Origin of the sequence: Lysobacter enzymogenes, from assembly GCF_017168095.1 — a bacterium.
GTDB lineage: Bacteria > Pseudomonadota > Gammaproteobacteria > Xanthomonadales > Xanthomonadaceae > Lysobacter > Lysobacter enzymogenes_D.
Genome location: NZ_LXSD01000229.1, coordinates 1 through 735, shown reverse-complemented (window position 1 = coordinate 735; position 735 = coordinate 1). Strand labels below are relative to the sequence as shown.

Below are 735 nucleotides of genomic sequence, written 5' to 3'. Positions count from 1 at the left end.
CGACGCCGGCCGCGCCACCGCGCTGCGCCTGCGCGCCGGCGACGCGGCCGCGGCGTGGTGGGTCGCCACCGAAGGCCTGCCGCAGGCGCTGGCGCTGTTTCCGCAGGCTCGGGCCGAACCTGCGGTGCAGGTGCCGCCGGAGTACGCACAGGCCGAATGGAGCGAAGACACGGCCTTGATCGAAGCGTTGCGCTCGCGCCTGACCGCGCTGGGCCCGACCACGGCCGCGGCGTTGGCTGCCGCTGCGCGGCGCGAGCCGGGCGAGGTGGAACTGGCGCTGCTGCGGCTGGAATCGGAAGGCTACGTCATGCGCGGCCGTTTCGATCCCGACAGCCTGCTCGGCGGCGCCGAGCAATGGTGCGAGCGGCATCTGCTCGCGCGCATCCACCGCTACACGGTCGGCCGCCTGCGCCGCGAGATCGAGCCGGTGGCGCCGCGCGATTACGCCCGCTTCCTGTTCGACTGGCAGAAATTGTCGCGGCGCGCGCGCATGAGCGGCCCGCAGGCGCTGCAGGCGGTGCTGGAGCAACTGGAAGGCTTCGAGGCGCCGGCCTCGGTGTGGGAAGGCGAGCTGCTGCCGGCGCGCATCGGCGATTACGAATCGGGCTGGCTCGACGAACTGTGCGCGGCCGGCCGGGTGACCTGGGCGCGCCTGCGCCCGCACAGCGCCGCCGCCGGCGCCGGCGCCGAAGCGGCGGTGCCGCAGGGCGTGCCGAGCGTGCGCCAGACCCCGAT

The 735-nt window shown here is 75.0% G+C and carries 1 protein-coding gene; it reads left to right on the top strand.

What is annotated here, in order from left to right:
- On the top strand, positions 1-735 hold a 735-nt coding region (locus A7A76_RS05875; RefSeq protein WP_428995092.1), incomplete at both ends, for an Lhr family ATP-dependent helicase.